This is a genomic window from Micromonospora sp. BS32, assembly GCF_059089345.1.
In genome coordinates this window covers 33,318-51,012 of the sequence record NZ_JBSSHR010000031.1, presented here as the reverse complement: position 1 = coordinate 51,012, position 17,695 = coordinate 33,318, and the positions used below count along the sequence as shown (strand labels likewise).

The following is a 17,695-nucleotide window of genomic DNA, read 5'->3' as shown; positions in this document are numbered from 1 at the left end:
GTGAGCGGGGGAAAAACTTTCGCGGGGGGGGTTTATCGGGCAACGTATCACCGCCCGCCGTCGTTGGTGGCTCTCGGTGGCACCGGCGTGAGCAGGGAGTGTGCGACCGGCGTACGGCGCTGCGCGGGTGTCCGGCGGTAGCCCGTCGGTGGGAAACAGGGGGCCGAGCCTGGAGGAGCCCCTTGACGTGACACCGGCCTGCCAGGCACGCTGACACCAGCAAGACCTTCCGCGCTTGCGACGGCCATCTCTTGGGTAATGGCAGCGGCAGCACCACCGGCCGCGGCAACCTGAGCGGCCCGGCAGGAACGACGCGTTCCGAGCGGCCCGGTAGACCCGGTTTTCCGAGGTCCCGAGGCACGTTCCGCGACGACCTGCGGGGTGGGCTGGACAGCGGTTAGCCTCTCGGCTACACTGCTAGTTTGCGCTGCCTTCCGACTTGACCCCTGCTCGGAAATGTCCGTTTACGGATAGTTCTGGTGGGGTCATTGGAGTGCACGCGTACCAGCCGTTCTGCAGCACCGGTCCTCGGAAGGACGCATCTTGGCAGCTTCCCGCCCTGCGAAGACCAGTCGTACGTCGAGCGCTTTCGCTCCCCGCCGAGTTTCTTTCGGCAGGATCACCGAACACCTCGAGGTCCCCAACCTCCTCGCCATCCAGAACGAGTCCTTCGACTGGCTCGTCGGCAACGAGGGTTGGCAGGGCCGGTCGGCGGACGACCCGCACGCACGCTCGGGTCTCGCGGAGATCCTCGAAGAGATCAGTCCCATTGAGGACTTCTCCGGCACCATGTCGCTCTCCTTCTCGGCACCGCGCTTCGACGAGGTCAAGGCCTCGATCGAGGAGTGCAAGGAGAAGGACCTGACCTACTGCGCCCCGCTGTTCGTGACCGCGGAGTTCACCAACAACACCACTGGCGAGATCAAGAGCCAGACGGTGTTCATGGGTGACTTCCCGATGATGACGCCCAAGGGCACCTTCATCATCAACGGCACCGAGCGCGTCGTGGTCAGCCAGCTCGTCCGGTCCCCGGGCGTCTACTTCGACAAGCAGCCGGACAAGACCTCCGACCGCGACCTCTCCAGCGTCAAGGTCATCCCGAGCCGGGGTGCCTGGCTGGAGTTCGACATCGACAAGCGCGACACGGTCGGCGTCCGTATCGACCGCAAGCGCCGGCAGGCCGTCACCGTCCTGCTCAAGGCCATCGGGTGGTCCGCGGAGCAGATCCGCGAGAAGTTCGGCTGGTCCGAGCTGCTGATGACCACGCTCGAGAAGGACCACATCGCGGGCCAGGACGAGGCGCTGCTCGATATCTACCGGAAGCTCCGCCCTGGCGAGCCGCCGACCCGTGAGAACGCCCAGACCCTGCTCGACAACCTCTTCTTCAACCCGAAGCGGTACGACGTCGCCAAGGTCGGGCGCTACAAGTTCAACAAGAAGCTCGAAGTCGACGTGCCGATCACCACCGGCACGCTGACCGAGGACGACATCGTCGCCACCGTGGAGTACCTCTGCCGGCTGCACGCCGGTGAGGACGGCTACGAGGCCGACGACATCGACCACTTCGGCAACCGGCGCCTGCGTACCGTGGGTGAGCTGATCCAGAACCAGGTGCGGGTCGGCCTGTCCCGGATGGAGCGGGTCGTCCGCGAGCGGATGACCACCCAGGACGTCGAGGCGATCACGCCGCAGACCCTGATCAACATCCGCCCGGTGGTGGCGGCGATCAAGGAGTTCTTCGGTACGTCGCAGCTGTCCCAGTTCATGGACCAGACCAACCCGCTGGCGGGCCTGACCCACCGGCGCCGGCTGAGCGCGCTCGGCCCGGGTGGTCTGTCCCGGGAGCGGGCCGGCTTCGAGGTCCGTGACGTGCACCCGTCCCACTACGGCCGGATGTGCCCGATCGAGACGCCGGAAGGCCCGAACATCGGCCTGATCGGCGCGCTCTCCACCTTCGCCCGGGTCAACCCGTTCGGCTTCATCGAGACGCCGTACCGGAAGGTCGTCGAGGGTCGGGTCACCGACCAGATCGACTACCTGACCGCGGACGAGGAGGACCGGTTCGTCAAGGCGCAGGCCAACGCTCCGCTCAAGGCCGACGGCACCTTCGCCGAGGACCGGGTCCTGTGCCGCCGTAAGGGCGGCGAGACCGAGGACGTGGTTCCCGGCGCCGTCGACTACATGGACGTCTCGCCGCGGCAGATGACCTCGGTCGCGACCGCGATGATCCCGTTCCTCGAGCACGACGACGCCAACCGGGCGCTGATGGGCGCGAACATGCAGCGCCAGGCGGTGCCGCTGGTCAAGGCCGAGTCGCCGCTGGTGGGTACGGGCATGGAGTACCGCGCGGCCGTGGACGCCGGGGACGTCGTCGTCGCCGAGGTCGGCGGTGTGATCGAGGACCTCTGCGCCGACTACATCACCATCCACCAGGACGACGGCCACCGCCGGACGTACCTGCTGCACAAGTTCCGCCGCTCCAACGCCGGCTCCTGCGTCAACCAGAAGCCGGTCGTCTTCGAGGGCGACCGCGTCGAGGCCGGTCAGGTCATCGCCGACGGTCCCTGCACCGACGAGGGCGAGATGGCGCTCGGGCGCAACCTGCTCGTGGCGTTCATGTGCTGGGAGGGCCACAACTACGAGGACGCGATCATCCTGTCGCAGCGCCTCGTGCAGCAGGACGTGCTCACCTCGATCCACATCGAGGAGCACGAGGTCGACGCCCGGGACACCAAGCTCGGCCCGGAGGAGATCACCCGCGACATCCCGAACGTCAGCGAGGAGATGCTCGCTGACCTCGACGAGCGCGGGATCATCCGGATCGGCGCCGAGGTCGTCCCCGGCGACATCCTGGTCGGCAAGGTCACGCCCAAGGGCGAGACCGAGCTGACCCCGGAGGAGCGGCTGCTCCGCGCGATCTTCGGTGAGAAGGCGCGCGAGGTCCGGGACACCTCGCTGAAGGTGCCGCACGGCGAGACCGGCACGGTCATCGGTGTGCGTACCTTCTCCCGCGAGGACGGCGACGAGCTGCCGCCGGGCGTCAACGAGCTGGTGCGGGTCTACGTCGCCCAGAAGCGGAAGATCCAGGACGGCGACAAGCTCGCCGGCCGGCACGGCAACAAGGGCGTCATCTCCAAGATCCTGCCGGTCGAGGACATGCCGTTCCTTGAGGACGGCACGCCCGTCGACATCGTGCTCAACCCGCTGGGTGTGCCTTCCCGGATGAACATCGGGCAGGTGCTGGAGACCCACCTCGGCTGGGTGGCCAAGACCGGTTGGAAGGTCGAGGGCGACGACGCCGACTGGAAGCGCCAGCTCCGCTCGATCGAGGCGCACGAGTCCGAGGGTGACACCAACGTGGCCACCCCGGTCTTCGACGGTGCCCGCGAGGAGGAGATCTCCGGTCTGCTCGCGTCGACCCTGCCCAACCGGGACGGCAAGCAGCTGATCGGTTCCTCCGGCAAGGCGCAGCTGTTCGACGGTCGTTCCGGTGAGCCGCTGCCGGACCCGATCGCGGTCGGCTACATCTACATCCTGAAGCTCAACCACCTGGTCGACGACAAGATCCACGCCCGGTCGACCGGCCCGTACTCGATGATCACGCAGCAGCCGCTGGGTGGTAAGGCGCAGTTCGGTGGCCAGCGCTTCGGTGAGATGGAGTGCTGGGCGATGCAGGCGTACGGCGCCGCCTACGCCCTGCAGGAGCTGCTGACCATCAAGTCCGACGACGTCCTGGGCCGGGTCAAGGTCTACGAGGCGATCGTCAAGGGCGAGAACATCCCCGAGCCGGGCATCCCGGAGTCGTTCAAGGTGCTGCTCAAGGAGCTGCAGTCGCTGTGCCTCAACGTCGAGGTGCTCTCCAGCGACGGTGTGGCCCTGGAGATGCGCGAGACCGACGACGAGGTGTTCCGGGCCGCGGAGGAGCTGGGCATCGACCTGTCCCGGCGCGAGCCGAGCTCGGTCGAAGAGGTCTGAGGTGATCGGTCGGGAGCCGGTCCGCCGGCTCCCGACCGCACCCACTAGCTAGCAGTACAGACGACGACATAGGGGACATAGTGCTCGACGTCAACTTCTTCGACGAGCTGCGCATTGGCCTCGCCACCGCCGACGACATCCGTCAGTGGTCCCACGGTGAGGTCAAGAAGCCTGAAACGATCAACTACCGCACCCTGAAGCCGGAAAAGGACGGGCTCTTCTGCGAGAAGATCTTCGGTCCGCAGCGGGACTGGGAGTGCTACTGCGGTAAGTACAAGCGGGTCCGCTTCAAGGGCATCATCTGTGAGCGCTGCGGCGTCGAGGTGACCCGTTCCAAGGTTCGCCGTGAGCGGATGGGGCACATCGAGCTCGCCGCTCCGGTGACCCACATCTGGTACTTCAAGGGCGTGCCGAGCCGGCTGGGCTACCTGCTGGACCTCGCCCCCAAGGACCTCGAGAAGATCATCTACTTCGCCTCGTACGTCGTGACGAGCGTGGACGCCGAGTCGCGTCACCGTGACCTCTCGACCATCGAGAACGAGATCCTCGCCGAGAAGCGGCAGTCCGAGAACAGCCGCGACTCGGAGATCGAGAAGCGGGCCGCCAAGCTCGAGGCCGACCTGGCCGAGCTGGAGGCCGAGGGTGCCAAGGCGGACGTCCGGCGCAAGGTCAAGGAGGGCGGAGAGCGCGAGATGCGCCAGATCCGCGACCGGGCCCAGCGCGAGATCGACCGCCTGGACGAGGTGCTCGACACCTTCCGCAAGCTGGAGCCGAAGCAGCTGGTCACCGACGAGCTGCTCTACCGCGAGCTGCGCGACCGCTTCGGTGAGTACTTCACCGGCGGGATGGGCGCCGAGGCCATCAAGGCGCTGGTCCAGAACATGGACCTCGAGGCCGAGGCCGAGAGCCTGCGCGAGACCATCCGCTCCGGCAAGGGCCAGCGGAAGATCCGCGCGCTCAAGCGGCTGAAGGTCGTCGCGGCGTTCCTCAACACCCGCAACTCGCCGCTCGGCATGGTGCTGGACTGCGTCCCGGTCATCCCGCCGGACCTGCGCCCGATGGTGCAGCTCGACGGTGGCCGCTTCGCGACCTCCGACCTGAACGACCTGTACCGCCGCGTGATCAACCGGAACAACCGGCTCAAGCGGCTGATCGACCTCGGCGCGCCCGAGATCATCGTCAACAACGAGAAGCGGATGCTGCAGGAGGCCGTCGACGCGCTGTTCGACAACGGCCGCCGCGGCCGGCCGGTCACCGGTCCGGGTAACCGTCCGCTGAAGTCGCTCTCCGACATGCTCAAGGGCAAGCAGGGCCGGTTCCGCCAGAACCTGCTCGGCAAGCGCGTCGACTACTCCGGCCGTTCGGTCATCGTGGTCGGCCCGAAGCTGAAGCTGCACCAGTGCGGCCTGCCCAAGCAGATGGCGCTGGAGCTGTTCAAGCCGTTCGTGATGAAGCGGCTGGTCGACCTCAACCACGCGCAGAACATCAAGTCCGCCAAGCGGATGGTCGAGCGGCAGCGTCCGGTCGTGTGGGACGTGCTGGAAGAGGTCATCGGCGAGCACCCGGTGCTGCTGAACCGCGCGCCGACCCTGCACCGGCTGGGCATCCAGGCCTTCGAGCCGCAGCTGGTCGAGGGCAAGGCCATCCAGATCCACCCGCTGGTCTGCACCGCGTTCAACGCCGACTTCGACGGTGACCAGATGGCGGTCCACGTGCCGCTGTCCGCCGAGGCCCAGGCCGAGGCGCGGATCCTGATGCTGTCGTCGAACAACATCCTCAAGCCGGCCGACGGCAAGCCGGTCACCATGCCCACCCAGGACATGGTCATCGGCCTGTACCACCTCACCCACCTCACCCCTGGTGGCAAGGGCGAGGGCCGGGCGTTCAGCTCGGACGCCGAGGCGCGGATGGCGTTCGACGCCGGCGAGCTGCAGCTGGGCACGCCGGTCAAGATCCGCCTGCGCGGCGTGGTCGGTGTCGACAACGGCGCCGGCGCCGAGCCGTGGGTCGCCCCCGAGGGCTGGGTCGAGGGCGAGGCCCTGACCGTGGAGACCACGCTCGGCCGGGTCCTGTTCAACGAGACGCTGCCGCAGGGCTACCGCTTCGTGAACTACGAGATCCGCAAGGGTCAGCTCTCCGCGATCGTCAACGACCTCGCCGAGCGCTTCCCCAAGGTGGCCCTCGCGGCCACCCTGGACGGGCTCAAGGAGGCCGGCTTCCACTGGGCCACCTGGTCCGGCGTCACCATCGGCATGGAGGACGTCATCGCTCCGCCGCGCAAGCGGGAGATCCTGGAGAAGTACGAGAAGGAAGCCGACCGGATCGACAAGCAGTACCAGCGTGGTCTGATGACCGCCGAGGAGCGTCGCGGCGAACTCATCGAGATCTGGACCAAGGCGACCAACGAGGTCGCCAAGGAGATGGACACCGCGCTGCCGCAGGAGAACCCGCTGTGGAAGATGATCAACTCGGGTGCCCGCGGTAACCTGCTCCAGCTCCGGCAGATCGCGGCGATCCGTGGTCTGGTGGCCAACCCGAAGGGTGAGATCATCCCGCGGCCGATCAAGGCCTCGTACCGGGAGGGTCTGTCCGTGCTGGAGTACTTCATCTCCACGCACGGTGCCCGTAAGGGTCTTGCGGACACCGCCCTGCGTACCGCCGACTCGGGTTACCTGACCCGTCGTCTGGTGGACGTCTCGCAGGACGTCATCATCCGCGAGGAGGACTGCGGCACCGACCGGGCGATCCCGATGCAGATCGGCGAGCGGCTCGACGGCAAGCTGGTCGTGCACACGCACGCCGAGACCAGCGTGCACGCCCGTACCCTGGCCGACGACATCAAGGCGCCGGACGGCACCGTGGTCGCCGAGCGGGGTCAGGACATCAACTCCATCGGGGTCGACAAGATCGTCGCGGCCGGGGTGGAGACGGTGCGGGTGCGCAGCGTGCTCACCTGCGAGTCCAAGCTGGGCGTCTGCTCGGCCTGCTACGGCCGTTCGCTGCCGACCGGCAAGTCGGTCGACATCGGTGAGGCCGTCGGCATCATCGCCGCCCAGTCCATCGGTGAGCCGGGTACGCAGCTGACGATGCGTACCTTCCACACCGGTGGTGTCGCGGGTGAGGACATCACCCAGGGTCTGCCGCGTGTCCAGGAAATCTTCGAGGCCCGGATCCCGAAGGGCAAGGCGCCCATCGCCGACACCCCCGGCCGGATCCGGATCGAGGACGGCGAGCGCTCGCGGAAGATCATCGTGGTGCCGGACGACGGCAGCGACGAGATCGTCTACGACAAGATCTCGAAGCGGGTCAAGCTGCGGGCCCACGACGGCGACCACGTCGAGGTCGGCGAGAAGCTCACCGAGGGCACCATCGACCCGCACGAGCTGCTCCGCATCCTCGGCCCGCGCGCGGTCCAGGTCCACCTGACCCAGGAGGTCCAGGAGGTCTACCGCTCGCAGGGTGTGCTCATCCACGACAAGCACATCGAGATCATCATCCGCCAGATGCTCAAGCGGGTGACGGTCATCGACTCCGGCTCGACCGAGTTCCTGCCGGGCGTGCTGGTCGACCGGGCGCTGTTCGAGTCGGAGAACCGCCGGCTCGTCGGTGAGGGTGGCGAGCCCGCCGCCGGTCGCCCGGTGCTGATGGGTATCACCAAGGCCTCGCTGGCCACCGACTCCTGGCTCTCGGCGGCCTCCTTCCAGGAGACCACCCGGGTGCTGACCGACGCGGCGATCAACTCTCGCAGCGACTCGCTCGTCGGCCTCAAGGAGAACGTGATCATCGGTAAGCTCATCCCGGCCGGTACCGGCATCAGCAAGTACCGCAACGTCCGGGTGGAGCCGACCGAGGAGGCGAAGGCCAAGGTCTACTCGATGACCGGCTACCCGGAGAGCGACTACGGCTTCGGGCCGGCCAGCGGCCAGGCTGTTCCGCTGGACGACTTCGACTTCGGGTCGTACCGGTAAGCACCAGTTGACGACGAGGGCCCCCGGCAATCGCCGGGGGCCCTCGTCGTGTCCGGGGCGGAGCTCGCGGTGGCCGGGTCTCCCGGGCCGTCGGCGGGCATGATGGGGGCATGACGACCGCTCCCGGGCAGCTGCCCGTGACGCACCAGCCGCCACGCCATCCGCTCGACCCTGACCCGGCGCGCGCGACGAAGGCCCGCGCCGTCTTCGCCCTCGGCCTGATCGGGGCCCTGACCGGGCTCTTCGTCGGCGGGGTGGTGCCCGCGACGATCGCGCTCCAGCTCTCCCGGCAGGCCCGGCGCGAGGCGTACGCCTCGGGCGGTTACCTGACCGGGGCGGCCTGGCTGCGCCGGGGGGAGCGGCTGGCCTGGGTGGGCCTGGTGCTGGTCGCGGCGACCGTGGTGGCGCTGCTGGTGATCGGCGTGGTCCGGCTGGCGGACGCGCCGTTCGGGCAGGACTTCTCCTCTAACGTGGACTGAGCGGTTCGGTGATCGTCCGCGCCGTGCGTCCGCGGAGCGGTGCGGCGGTAGCCTGGCCGGTGTCCGTCGCGTCGCGGTGGATCAGACTTCTCGACAGGAGGACCCCGTGACGGAACCGGCTGCGTCGTCGGCCGACGACCCCGGCGGCCGCCCCCCGGCGCGGCCGGAGTCCGGGACTCCCGTGACGCAGAGCGCGGCCGGTTGGGGCACGTCCGACACGGGCTGGGGCCGGCCGACGTCGCCGGGCCAGGGTTCGCCCTGGGCGCCGCCCGCGCCCGGTACCGACCGTGCCGCGGGCAGCGCACCGGAGGCCGGGACCACGCCGCCGCTGTCGCCGTCCGGTCCGTACCCCGGCCACCCGTCGCCGGCCCAGCCGGGCGGGGGAGATCCGGCGTATCAGGGCCAGCCGGGCGCTCCGTTCCCGTCGCCGTACCCCGGCGCCGGTCCCGGCGGGGCGTGGCCGCCGCCGTCCGGGTACGGCCGCGGTCCTCTGCCGGCGCCGCCCGCCGAGCCGCCCCGGCCGCCGCAGCGGGTCGAGCCGGTCCCCGGTACGCCGTTCGGGGTCGTCCACCTGGACGTGCCGGCGGTCACCTCCGGTCCCGCGGTGGGTTCGCTGGTCGCCGGGGTGGTGTCGATCCTGGTGTCGCTCCTGGTGCTCTGCTTCGGCGTCGGGGGAGCGCGGTACGGCGGAGCCTGGGCGGCCGGCGCGTTCACCGTGCCCGGCGTCCTGGCCGGGACGGCCGCGGTCGTCGCCGGTCTGCTCGCCCGGCGGCAGATCCGCCGGCCGGCGCCGCCGCCGGCGGTCCGGTTCACCGGGCGGGGCCTGGCCACGGCGGGCATCGCCTGCGGTGGGGTGGGGCTGCTGCTCAGCCTGATGGGGCTGGGGCTGGCGTTGTTGCTGCAGTTCGCGTGACGCTGCTCGCCCAGGGGCGACGGGCCGCTTCCGGGCGGAGCCGGTACACTGGTGACCGTAGGTGCCGATCACGGGTGAGCGGGCAGGGCGCGGGGCAACCGGCGGGATCTGAGATCCGTCGGACCATTCCGTTTTGACCTGCGAGGCTGTGGTAGGTACTCTTTCCCCTTGTGCCCGGGCTCGCCCGGGCAACTCGTGCGTGCGTGGGATCCGGTCTTCCGGCGATCGAGCGGCCGCACGACACAGTCAAAGACCCGGTACGCGGTTGACCGCGTGTCGGTGACAGAAATCCGGTGCGCGCGCGAGCGACGGCACCGGGACCGTGATCTGGGCGACACGCCCGACCGCGGGTGCCGGGACCTCCACCAGGTGGCCCTGGCCGGAATGTAGGAGAGCCGTCCATCAGGGCGGCTAACGAGCAGACGGCGCGGCCGCGCGAGCGGCCGAAGGGAGCGGAGAAACCCGGTGCCCACGATTCAGCAGCTGGTCCGAAAGGGCCGCCAGGCCAAGACGACCAAGACCAAGACCCCGGCGCTGAAGGGTTCCCCTCAGCGGCGCGGTGTGTGCACCCGCGTGTACACGACCACCCCCAAGAAGCCGAACTCGGCGCTCCGCAAGGTCGCTCGTGTCAAGCTCAGCAGCCAGATCGAGGTGACCGCCTACATCCCGGGCGTCGGTCACAACCTGCAGGAGCACTCGATCGTGCTCGTCCGCGGCGGCCGGGTGAAGGACCTCCCCGGCGTGCGTTACAAGATCGTTCGCGGTTCGCTGGACACCCAGGGTGTCCGCAACCGCAAGCAGGCGCGCAGCCGTTACGGCGCGAAGAAGGAGAAGAGCTGACATGCCGCGTAAGGGACCCGCTCCGCGGAAGCCGCTGGTCGCTGACCCGGTGTACAACTCGCCGTTGGTCACCCAGCTGGTGAACAAGATCCTGATGCGCGGTAAGCGTCAGCTCGCCGAGCGCATCGTGTACGCCGCCCTGGAGGGCTGCCGCGAGAAGAGCGGCACCGACCCGGTCGTCACGCTCAAGCGCGCGATGGACAACGTCAAGCCGACCCTCGAGGTCCGCAGCCGCCGCGTCGGTGGCGCGACCTACCAGGTGCCGGTCGAGGTCCGTCCGGCCCGCGCGACCACCCTCGGTCTGCGCTGGCTGGTGACCTACTCCAAGGCCCGTCGTGAGAAGACCATGGTCGAGCGGCTGATGAACGAGCTGCTGGACGCGAGCAACGGTCTGGGTGCCGCGGTGAAGCGGCGCGAGGACACGCACAAGATGGCCGAGTCGAACAAGGCCTTCGCGCACTACCGCTGGTAACACCCTGGTTCCGGCGCCGGACCGGCGCCGGAACCGCCACCAGTTGAGTCGAGACGACGATAAGTAGGGATTGAAGTGGCCGCCGCAGACGCGCTCGCCAACGTACGCAACATCGGCATCATGGCGCACATCGATGCCGGTAAGACCACGACCACCGAGCGGATCCTGTTCTACACCGGTATCACGTACAAGATCGGTGAGGTCCACGAGGGCGCTGCCGTCATGGACTGGATGGAGCAGGAGCAGGAGCGTGGTATCACCATCACCTCCGCTGCTACCAAGTGTGAGTGGAAGGGCCACACGATCCAGATCATCGACACGCCCGGTCACGTCGACTTCACGGTCGAGGTCGAGCGGTCGTTGCGGGTGCTGGACGGTGCGGTCGCGGTCTACGACGGTGTCGCCGGCGTGGAGCCGCAGACGGAGAACGTCTGGCGTCAGGCCGACAAGTACCACGTCCCCCGGATGTGCTTCGTCAACAAGCTCGACCGGACCGGTGCCGACTTCTTCCGCTGCGTGCAGATGATGATCGACCGGCTCAACGCCACCCCGCTGGTGCTCCAGATCCCGATCGGGCTCGAGGGCGACCACATCGGTGTCGTGGACCTGATCGAAATGAAGGCGCTCACCTGGCGCGGGGAGACCCAGAAGGGTGAGGACTACGCCATCGAGGAGATCCCGGCCGAGCTGGCCGACTCCGCGGCCGAGTGGCGCGAGAAGCTGGTGGAGACCCTGGCCGACGTCGACGACGCGGTGATGGAGAAGTACCTGGAGGGCGAGGAGATCTCCGTCGCGGAGATCAAGGCCGCCATCCGGCGCGCCACCATCGCCAGCAAGGCCAACCCGGTGCTCTGCGGCTCGGCGTTCAAGAACAAGGGCGTGCAGCCCATGCTCGACGCCGTCGTCGACTTCCTGCCGTCGCCGCTGGACGTTCCGGCGATCGAGGGTACGGCCACCGACGGCGAGACCCCGCTGCAGCGGAAGCCGTCGAAGTCGGAGCCGTTCTCCGGGCTGGCCTTCAAGATCCAGACCGACAAGCACCTCGGCAAGCTCACCTACGTCCGGGTGTACTCCGGTGTGGTCGAGACCGGTACCCAGGTGGTCAACTCCACCAAGGACCGCAAGGAGCGCATCGGCAAGATCTACCAGATGCACGCCAACAAGCGGGAAGAGCGCGGCTCGGCCCAGGCTGGCGACATCATCGCGGTGCAGGGTCTCAAGCAGACCACCACCGGTGACACGCTGTGCGACCCGGCGAACCCGGTCATCCTGGAGTCGATGACCTTCCCGGAGCCGGTCATCGAGGTCGCCATCGAGCCGAAGACCAAGGCCGACCAGGAGAAGCTCAGCACCGCCATCCAGCGGCTGGCCGAGGAGGACCCGACCTTCCGCGTCAAGCTGGACGAGGAGACCGGTCAGACGGTCATCGCCGGCATGGGCGAGCTGCACCTGGACATCCTGGTCGACCGGATGCGCCGCGAGTTCAACGTCGAGGCGAACATCGGTAAGCCGCAGGTGGCGTACCGCGAGACCATCCGCCGCAAGGTGGACAAGGTCGAGTACACCCACAAGAAGCAGACCGGTGGTTCCGGCCAGTACGCCCGCGTCATCGTGAGCATCGAGCCGCTGCCGCTGGACAACGACTCGCCGACCTACGAGTTCGCCAACGCCGTCACCGGTGGCCGCATCCCGCGGGAGTTCATCCCGTCGGTGGACGCCGGCGCCCAGGACGCGATGCAGTACGGCATCCTCGCCGGCTTCCCGCTGGTGGGTGTCAAGCTGACGCTGCTGGACGGCCAGTACCACGAGGTCGACTCGTCGGAAATGGCATTCAAGATCGCTGGCTCGATGGTGATGAAGGACGCGGCCCGCAAGGCCGACCCGGCGTTGCTCGAGCCGATGATGGCCGTTGAGGTCACCACTCCTGAGGAGAACATGGGTGACGTCATCGGCGACCTCAACTCCCGCCGCGGCATCATCCAGGCGATGGAGGAGCGCAGTGGCGCCCGCATCGTGAAGGCTCTGGTGCCGTTGTCGGAGATGTTCGGCTACGTCGGCGACCTGCGGTCGAAGACCCAGGGCCGGGCTAGCTACAGCATGCAGTTCGACTCCTACGCCGAGGTTCCGCAGAGCGTGGCGAAGGAGATCATCGCCAAGGCGACGGGTGAGTGAAGCTCACCTGAGCTGATCCGATGATCCGAGGCTGGTCGCGGGAGGGCACTCCCCGCCCGCGACCACCTCGATCGGATTGTGTGAGACCGGGCCTGTAGGCTTCATCGCCGCAGAACCCACCAAAGCTCTCCGGCCGTCAGGCCGGAAAGGCTGTCGACAGAGTCCTAAGCGCCGACCTGGCGCGCCGGGGCGAACGAACCAAGAAGTCCACAGGAGGACACCAGTGGCGAAGGCGAAGTTCGAGCGGACTAAGCCGCACGTCAACATCGGCACCATTGGTCACATCGACCACGGTAAGACGACGCTGACGGCGGCCATCACGAAGGTCCTGCACGACCAGTTCCCGGACCTCAACCCGTACACGCCGTTCGACGAGATCGACAAGGCGCCGGAGGAGAAGGCCCGCGGCATCACGATCTCGATCGCGCACGTCGAGTACCAGACCGAGGCGCGTCACTACGCGCACGTCGACTGCCCCGGTCACGCCGACTACATCAAGAACATGATCACCGGTGCCGCGCAGATGGACGGCGCGATCCTGGTGGTGGCGGCGACCGACGGCCCGATGCCGCAGACCCGCGAGCACGTGCTGCTGGCCCGTCAGGTCGGTGTGCCGTACATCGTCGTGGCGCTCAACAAGAGCGACATGGTCGACGACGAGGAGCTCCTGGAGCTCGTCGAGCTCGAGGTCCGTGAGCTGCTCTCCTCGCAGGAGTACCCGGGTGACGACCTGCCGGTCGTCCGGGTCTCGGCGCTGAAGGCCCTCGAGGGCGACCCGGAGTGGACCGGGCGTCTGATGGACCTGATGAACGCCGTTGACACCGCGATCCCGCAGCCGGAGCGCGAGACCGAGAAGCCGTTCCTCATGCCGATCGAGGACGTCTTCACGATCACCGGTCGTGGCACCGTCGTCACCGGTCGCGCCGAGCGCGGCATCCTCAAGCCGAACGAGGAGGTGGAGATCGTCGGCATCCGTGAGAAGTCGATGAAGACCACCTGCACCGGCATCGAGATGTTCCGCAAGCTGCTCGACGAGGCCCGCGCGGGCGAGAACGTCGGTCTGCTGCTGCGTGGCATCAAGCGCGAGGACGTCGAGCGCGGCATGGTCGTCGTCAAGCCGGGCACCACGACCCCGCACACGGAGTTCGAGGCGACGGTCTACATCCTCTCCAAGGAGGAGGGCGGCCGGCACACCCCGTTCTTCCAGAACTACCGTCCGCAGTTCTACTTCCGGACCACGGACGTCACCGGCGTCGTCACGCTGCCCGAGGGCACCGAGATGGTCATGCCGGGCGACAACACCACCATGACGGTGAAGCTGATCCAGCCCATCGCCATGGAGGAGAACCTCAAGTTCGCGATCCGCGAGGGTGGACGTACGGTCGGCGCTGGTCGCGTCACCAACATCCTCAAGTGAGCTGGGTAACCCCGATTAGCGTCGCCGCCGGTCGTGCGGCATACTAGTCAGGTTGCGTAACGACGGTTAGTCACCTGCGTCCGGTGAATGCTGGACCTCCGGGAGACCAACAGTCGCGCGTAGGGTGGTTGATCGCCCCAGGCGGTCAACCACCCTCGCACGGCGTCCGGATCGCTGTGATGCGATCGGCGCCTTGACCCACCGCGTGGTTCAAGAACCGCTCCGGAGTCCCGGGGCGGAGCCTGGCCCCAGGGCGCGACACGCCCGACCGCGGGGGTCGGCGAAGTGGGCCTGTACCAGCCGGTACAGGCGCCCGCAACACAGCGGCATCGAGAGAAGGAACAGAAGCCACCATGGCGGGACAGAAGATCCGCATCCGGCTCAAGGCCTATGACCACGAGGTCGTCGACTCCTCGGCTCGGAAGATCGTCGAGACGGTGACGCGTACCGGGGCGCAGGTCGCGGGCCCGGTGCCGCTGCCCACGGAGATCAACCGTTTCTGCGTTATCCGCTCGCCGCACAAGTACAAGGACTCGCGCGAGCACTTCGAGATGCGCACGCACAAGCGGCTGATCGACATCATCGACCCGACCCCGAAGACGGTCGACTCGCTCATGCGCCTCGACCTGCCGGCTGGCGTCGACATCGAGATCAAGCTGTAGGGATCGGACAAATGGACAGGCAAGTCAAGGGGATCCTGGGCGCCAAGCTCGGCATGACCCAGGTCTGGGACAACAACCGCGTTGTGCCCGTGACCGTGGTTCAGGCCGGCCCGTGCGTCGTCAGCCAGGTTCGTAGCGCCGAGAAGGACGGTTACTCCGCAGTCCAGCTGGCGTACGGCACGATCGACCCGCGCAAGGTCAAGAAGCCGATCAGCGGGCACTACGCGAAGGCGGACGTGGCGCCGCGCCGGCACATCGTCGAGCTGCGCACCGCGGACGCCGCGGACTACTCGCTGGGCCAGGAGGTCACGGTCGAGGAGTTCCCGGCCGGCGTCACCATCGACGTCACCGGCAAGACCAAGGGCAAGGGCTACGCCGGCCCGATGAAGCGGCACGGCTTCCACGGTCTGCGCGCCAGCCACGGTGTGGAGCGCAAGCACCGTTCGCCGGGCTCCATCGGCGCCTGCGCCACCCCGGGTCGTGTCTTCAAGGGCACCCGGATGGCCGGCCGGATGGGTGGCGTGCGCTACACCGTCCAGAACCTGACCGTCCAGGCGGTCGACACCGATAACAACCTCCTGCTCGTCCGTGGCGCCATCCCGGGCCCCAAGGGCGCGCTGGTCCTGGTCCGTACCGCGGCCAAGAGCAAGGCGAAGAAGGGCGGTGCGGCCAAGTGACCACCGTTGACGTCCTCAACGTCGAAGGCGCCAAGAGCGGCTCCGTCGAGCTGCCGGCCGACATCTTCGACGTCCAGGCGAACGTCGCGCTGATGCACCAGGTAGTGGTGGCTCAGCTCGCGGCGGCCCGTCAGGGTACGCACAAGGTCAAGACCCGCGGCGAGGTCGCCGGCGGCGGCAAGAAGCCGTACAAGCAGAAGGGCACCGGTCGCGCCCGGCAGGGCTCGATCCGCGCTCCGCAGTTCGCCGGCGGTGGCGTGGTGCACGGCCCGGTCCCGCGTGACTACAGCCAGCGCACCCCCAAGAAGATGAAGGCCGCCGCCCTGCGTGGCGCCCTCTCCGACCGGGCGCGCGCCGGCCAGGTGCACGTCGTCGAGGCGTTCGTCTCGGGCGAGAAGCCGTCGACCAAGGCCGCTCTGGCCACGCTGGTCAAGCTGACCGAGGCCCCCCGGGTCCTGGTCGTGCTGAGCAGCACCGACGAGCTGAACTGGGTGTCGCTGCGCAACGAGCCGCGGGTGCACCTGATCGAGGCCGGCCAGCTCAACACGTACGACGTGCTGGTGGCCGACGACGTGGTCTTCACCAAGGACGCCCTGGACGAGTTCCTGGGTGTTCCCGCCGAGACCACCGAGGAGGGTGGCAAGTGAGCACGATCGCCGATCCGCGCGACATCATCGTCGCGCCGGTCGTCTCGGAGAAGAGCTACAGCGAGCTGAACCGGAACTGGTACACCTTCCTGGTGCACCCGGACGCGAACAAGACCGAGATCAAGATCGCTATCCAGCAGATCTTCAACGTCCGCGTCCTGACGGTCAACACGCTCAACCGCGAGGGCAAGCGCAAGCGCACCAAGACCGGGTTCGGTCAGCGCAAGTCGACCAAGCGGGCGATCGTGAAGCTGGCTGACGGTGACCGTATCGAGGCCTTCGGCGGCCCGGTCAGCTGAGGGGTGTAGACAATGGCTATCCGTAAATACAAGCCGACGACGCCGGGCCGGCGTGGCTCGAGCGTCGCCGACTTCGCCGAGATCACCCGGTCGACGCCCGAGAAGTCGCTGCTGGCTCCGCTGCCGAAGAAGGGCGGACGCAACGCCCACGGCCGGATCACCACCCGTCACCACGGTGGCGGCCACAAGCGGCAGTACCGTCTGATCGACTTCAAGCGGGTCGACAAGGACGGCGTGCCGGCGAAGGTCGCGCACATCGAGTACGACCCGAACCGCACCGCGCGCATCGCGCTGCTGCACTACGCCGACGGCGAGAAGCGGTACATCATCGCGCCGAAGGACATGAAGCAGGGCGACCGCGTCGAGTCCGGCCCGGGCGCCGACATCAAGCCGGGTAACAACCTCCCGCTGCGCAACATCCCGGTCGGTACCACGATTCACAACGTGGAGCTCCGTCCCGGCGGTGGCGCCAAGCTGGCCCGTTCGGCCGGCGTCGGCATCCAGCTGCTCGGTCGCGAGGGTGTGTACGCGACCCTTCGTATGCCGTCCGGCGAGATCCGGCGGGTCGACGTCCGCTGCCGAGCCAGCATCGGCGAGATCGGCAACGCCGACCAGTCGAACATCAACTGGGGCAAGGCCGGCCGGATGCGGTGGAAGGGCAAGCGTCCGACCGTCCGTGGTGTCGCGATGAACCCGGTCGACCACCCGCACGGTGGTGGTGAGGGTAAGACCTCCGGTGGTCGCCACCCGGTCAACCCGCAGGGTAAGCCCGAGGGCCGCACCCGTCGTAAGGGCCAGCCGAGCGACCGGCTGATCGTCCGCCGCCGCTACGCCACGCGTAAGCGCGGCTGAGGGAGATAAGACATGCCTCGCAGCCTTAAGAAGGGCCCGTTCATCGACGACCACCTGCTCAAGAAGGTGGAGACGCAGAACGACAAGGGCTCGAAGAACGTCATCAAGACCTGGTCGCGGCGCTCGACGATCATCCCCGAGATGCTGGGGCACACGATCGCCGTGCACGACGGACGCAAGCACGTCCCGGTGTTCGTGACCGAGGCCATGGTCGGGCACAAGCTCGGCGAGTTCGCGCTGACCCGCACGTTCAAGGGTCACGAGAAGGACGACCGGAAGAGCCGCCGGCGCTGACGCCGCGGGCATACGGATAGAGGAACAA

Annotated in this window: 14 protein-coding genes; all 14 read left to right on the top strand. The window is 68.0% G+C overall.

Annotation, left to right across the window (positions count from 1 at the left end; translation table 11 throughout):
• The first annotated feature begins 543 nt into the window (after positions 1 to 543).
• Positions 544 to 3,975, top strand: coding sequence for a DNA-directed RNA polymerase subunit beta (rpoB, locus tag AC5RWQ_RS28925; RefSeq protein ID WP_494285766.1), 3,432 nt, complete (start codon positions 544 to 546; stop codon positions 3,973 to 3,975).
• An 80-nt stretch (positions 3,976 to 4,055) separates the two neighbouring features.
• The gene (locus AC5RWQ_RS28920) at positions 4,056 to 7,943 is read left to right on the top strand and encodes a DNA-directed RNA polymerase subunit beta' (RefSeq protein ID WP_494285765.1); all 3,888 of its coding nucleotides are present in this window, start codon (positions 4,056 to 4,058) and stop codon (positions 7,941 to 7,943) included.
• Positions 7,944 to 8,053: 110 nt separating this feature from the next.
• Positions 8,054 to 8,422: a hypothetical protein gene (locus AC5RWQ_RS28915; protein WP_494285764.1), complete on the top strand. Its 369-nt coding sequence runs from the start codon at positions 8,054 to 8,056 to the stop codon at positions 8,420 to 8,422.
• 490 nt (positions 8,423 to 8,912) lie between these two features.
• Positions 8,913 to 9,335: a hypothetical protein gene (locus AC5RWQ_RS28910; protein ID WP_494285770.1), complete on the top strand. Its 423-nt coding sequence runs from the start codon at positions 8,913 to 8,915 to the stop codon at positions 9,333 to 9,335.
• A gap of 465 nt (positions 9,336 to 9,800) precedes the next feature.
• Complete coding sequence (rpsL, locus tag AC5RWQ_RS28905; protein ID WP_007465318.1) at positions 9,801 to 10,175, top strand: 30S ribosomal protein S12; 375 nt, start codon at positions 9,801 to 9,803, stop codon at positions 10,173 to 10,175.
• Position 10,176: 1 nt separating this feature from the next.
• Positions 10,177 to 10,647, top strand: coding sequence for a 30S ribosomal protein S7 (rpsG, locus tag AC5RWQ_RS28900; protein ID WP_088647009.1), 471 nt, complete (start codon positions 10,177 to 10,179; stop codon positions 10,645 to 10,647).
• Positions 10,648 to 10,722: 75 nt separating this feature from the next.
• Positions 10,723 to 12,819, top strand: a complete 2,097-nt coding sequence (gene fusA / locus AC5RWQ_RS28895; protein ID WP_494285763.1) for an elongation factor G — start codon at positions 10,723 to 10,725, stop codon at positions 12,817 to 12,819.
• A 223-nt stretch (positions 12,820 to 13,042) separates the two neighbouring features.
• Positions 13,043 to 14,236, top strand: coding sequence for an elongation factor Tu (gene tuf / locus AC5RWQ_RS28890; RefSeq protein ID WP_494285762.1), 1,194 nt, complete (start codon positions 13,043 to 13,045; stop codon positions 14,234 to 14,236).
• 353 nt (positions 14,237 to 14,589) lie between these two features.
• Positions 14,590 to 14,898 (top strand): 30S ribosomal protein S10, encoded by a 309-nt coding sequence (gene rpsJ / locus AC5RWQ_RS28885; RefSeq protein ID WP_007073037.1) that lies wholly within the window; start codon positions 14,590 to 14,592, stop codon positions 14,896 to 14,898.
• A gap of 11 nt (positions 14,899 to 14,909) precedes the next feature.
• Positions 14,910 to 15,575, top strand: coding sequence for a 50S ribosomal protein L3 (gene rplC / locus AC5RWQ_RS28880; protein WP_494285761.1), 666 nt, complete (start codon positions 14,910 to 14,912; stop codon positions 15,573 to 15,575).
• Complete coding sequence (gene rplD, locus AC5RWQ_RS28875) at positions 15,572 to 16,222, top strand: 50S ribosomal protein L4 (RefSeq protein ID WP_494285760.1); 651 nt, start codon at positions 15,572 to 15,574, stop codon at positions 16,220 to 16,222. The genes rplC and rplD overlap by 4 nt, the downstream gene beginning before the upstream one ends.
• Entirely contained in the window at positions 16,219 to 16,521 is a 303-nt protein-coding gene (gene rplW, locus AC5RWQ_RS28870) for a 50S ribosomal protein L23 (protein WP_091317975.1), read from the top strand. The genes rplD and rplW overlap by 4 nt, the downstream gene beginning before the upstream one ends.
• Positions 16,522 to 16,533: 12 nt before the next feature.
• Positions 16,534 to 17,373 carry a 50S ribosomal protein L2 gene (gene rplB / locus AC5RWQ_RS28865; RefSeq protein WP_154941820.1) on the top strand — a complete coding sequence of 280 codons (840 nt, stop codon included), beginning with the start codon at positions 16,534 to 16,536 and terminating at the stop codon, positions 17,371 to 17,373.
• A 12-nt stretch (positions 17,374 to 17,385) separates the two neighbouring features.
• Complete coding sequence (rpsS, locus tag AC5RWQ_RS28860) at positions 17,386 to 17,667, top strand: 30S ribosomal protein S19 (RefSeq protein ID WP_088647003.1); 282 nt, start codon at positions 17,386 to 17,388, stop codon at positions 17,665 to 17,667.
• Positions 17,668 to 17,695 lie beyond the last annotated feature (28 nt).